The 2,891-nt window shown below is 33.5% G+C and carries 4 protein-coding genes; all 4 read right to left on the reverse strand.

Annotated features, from left to right (window positions below; genetic code table 11):
• Positions 1-663 (reverse strand): response regulator (locus SFT90_03030; protein MDX1949460.1); only part of this gene is annotated, 663 nt, incomplete at its 3' end.
• 66 nt (positions 664-729) lie between these two features.
• Complete coding sequence (locus tag SFT90_03035; GenBank protein MDX1949461.1) at positions 730-1,386, reverse strand: hypothetical protein; 657 nt, start codon at positions 1,384-1,386, stop codon at positions 730-732.
• A complete protein-coding gene (locus tag SFT90_03040) occupies positions 1,383-2,228 on the reverse strand; it encodes a protein-glutamate O-methyltransferase CheR (GenBank protein MDX1949462.1) in 846 nt (281 codons plus the stop codon). Before SFT90_03040 ends, SFT90_03035 begins: the two co-directional genes overlap by 4 nt.
• Before the next feature lie 3 nt (positions 2,229-2,231).
• Complete coding sequence (locus SFT90_03045) at positions 2,232-2,738, reverse strand: chemotaxis protein CheW (protein MDX1949463.1); 507 nt, start codon at positions 2,736-2,738, stop codon at positions 2,232-2,234.
• Between the last annotated feature and the right edge of the window lie 153 nt (positions 2,739-2,891).

Raw genomic sequence — 2,891 nt, forward strand, 5'->3', positions numbered from 1 at the left:
GCCGTTTTCAGCTTCTTTTACACTTATTTGACAAATTTTATTGAGCCTTTCAGCGAATGATTGTGTATATTTGGGTGGCATATGTTGGGTAATGACAATTGGGGGAAAATTTTTTGGCAGATTGATTAAAACATCTCTCAAGGCCTCAACACCACCCGTTGATGAACCAATTGCAAAAAGAATATTTTGCTTAAAATTAAATTGATTGGCATTTTCTATAATTGGGCTTTTCTTAATAGCCTCAGATTCTTTCGCCTGCCTGAATTTTACCTTTGAAGCATTTTTAACTTTTGAGATTAATTCATTTGATAATTCTTCAGAATTAAAATCAGTGCTAGTAGTTTTAGGAACACAATCAACAGCCCCTGCTTCTAAGGCTTCTATTGTTGTATCAGCACCTCTTTGTGTAAGTGAAGAACTCATAACAACTGGCATCGGCCTTAGTGCCATTAATTTTTTTAGGAAAGTAATACCGTCCATTCCAGGCATTTCAATATCAAGAGTGATAACATCAGGGTTTAGCTCTTTAATTTTATTTCTTGCATCATCAGCATTTTCAGCAACACCTACCACTTCTATTTCCGCATCAGAAGATAGAATTTTGGTGAACATCTGCCTTATCAGCAGGGAATCATCAACTATTAAAACTCTTATTTTTGACATATTTTTTTGTTTTTACTCTACACATTACTCCCATCCCAAAGGGAGAGGGGTTAATATCACTAGCTATCAAAAAAGTTCAACATCAACAGATTTCTGTTTTTTGACTAGCTTCTCTTGATATTCTCTTTCTTTATCAACGATAATTAAATCTTCTTTTCTTCTAAGTTTTCTAATCATTGCTTTGCCTGAATCTGGAAAATAGTGAAGCCTCCTTGCAAATTCACCGCCAATATCTTCTGACCTAATTGGAATATTTTCCGAGGCTAAAAACTCTTTAACAAATTTTATATTTTTCTGCCCAATATTTGCCGCTGTGGCAATTACATTTCCACCACCAAAAATTTTTGCTTCAAAGCGATTTTTTTTTGCACCTAATTTTAACATTCCGTTGATTAATTCTTCCATTGCGAATGTTCCAAACCTAGTTGGGTAGCCGAGATCAGAAGAATCTTTTGTCATATTTTCACCTGGTAGTAAAATATGATTCATACCACCGATGTTTACCAAAGGATCTCTTAAACATACAGAAATACAAGAACCAAGAATTGTAACTAACATCTCACGAGGTTCAGCGGTGAAATAACAATCGCCTGTCATTAGCTTTACAACAAGCAATTCCATATTTTGATCGTAATATCTTTTAACGCCATCAAAGACATCGCCGATTTGCACTTTTTCAGTGTCGGTTCTTCTGATAGGAATTTTATTAATGTTATCGCTCATATTTTTTGGTAAATTGTTTTTCCTATCAGTTGAAATTTATTGCTGATACCAGTTAGATTTTCAGAATGCCCTATATATAAATGAGAGCCAGAACGCATAACATTTGAGAAATTTTCAAAAATCTTTTTTTGAGTTTCCTTTTGAAAATAAATTACAACATTTCTGCAAAAAACAATATCAAAAGGCCCTTTAACCGGCCAAGGCTCAATAAAATTTAGACGCTTAAAACTCACCAGTTTTTTTAGTTTATCACTAACTTTGATTTGAGAATTTTTAGAATCTTTTGTAATAAATTCTTCCCTAAATTTTGCTGGAATATTTTCATATTCTTCATCTGAATAAATACCCGCAGAACCCTTTGCTAACATATTTGTATCAATATCAGTGGCTAAAATTTTGGCGTCCCAATTATCTACATCTTTTAGAACACTTCTTAGCGTCATTGCTATTGAGTAAGCTTCCATACCAGAAGAACAACCCGCCGACCAAATTCTAAGCCTTTTGAAGGAACTATTTTGCTTTATAGCCTCAGGCAAAGCAGCTTCCGCAAGATGTTTGAAGTGATGAATTTCCCTAAAAAAATGCGTTAAATTTGTTGTAACAGCATTGATAAAATCCATCATTTCACCGCCATCATTATTTGAAGTGATAAGAGTGCAATATTCAGAAAAACTATTAAGATTTAATCTTCTAATTCGCTTTGCTATCCTTGAATAAACCATATTTTTCTTATGAGGGGCAAGATGTATACCCGTTTTTTCAAAAACAATGCGTGCGATTAATTTGAAATCATCATCATTAAAATCAAATTCTCTTTCAGTTTGTAAAGACAAAGGATTCATTTTTTATGCATTTGAGGAGACTGCTTCAGCTTTTTGAAGGGTTTTGCCATCAAAAAGATAATCAGTATCCAAAATAATCACCATATTATCTGAGTTAGAAATTAAGCCTGAAACATAAGCGTCATCAATACCAGCATCGTTTGCCGTAGGGTTTAGTTTTATTTCACTTTGCTTAACAGTTAGTATATCTGAAACTGCATCAACTAAAATGCCAATGGTTCTTTTGCCAATTGAAATTACTATCACAACATTTTTTTCAGTTGCGTTAGTTTCACCCTGATTAAACCTTGAGCGTAAATCAAAAATTGGAATAACTAATCCACGCAAATTTATAACGCCACGCATATAAGTTGGAGAATTTGGAATTCTAGTGGTTTCTGTCCAGCCTTTAATTTCCATAACTTTCATTATATCAACCGCATATTCATTGCCCTCAACTTTGAAGGTAAGAAATTGCTGAGTTGCCTCTTTAACCTCTTTAATAGGTGTGTTATAAGCTAAATTTTCCATAAATTTCTCCTTTAATTATGCCACTATTTTTAAGTTGCTTTCCTTTGATTTCATCTTGAAAATTTGTGCCACATCTAAAATTAGGGAAACATTACCATCACCTAGAATTGTAGCACCTGAAATCCCCTCAACTTTGAAGGTAAGAAATTGCTG

The organism is Rickettsiales bacterium (assembly GCA_033762595.1).
In the GTDB taxonomy this organism is placed as follows: Bacteria; Pseudomonadota; Alphaproteobacteria; order Rickettsiales; family UBA8987; genus JANPLD01.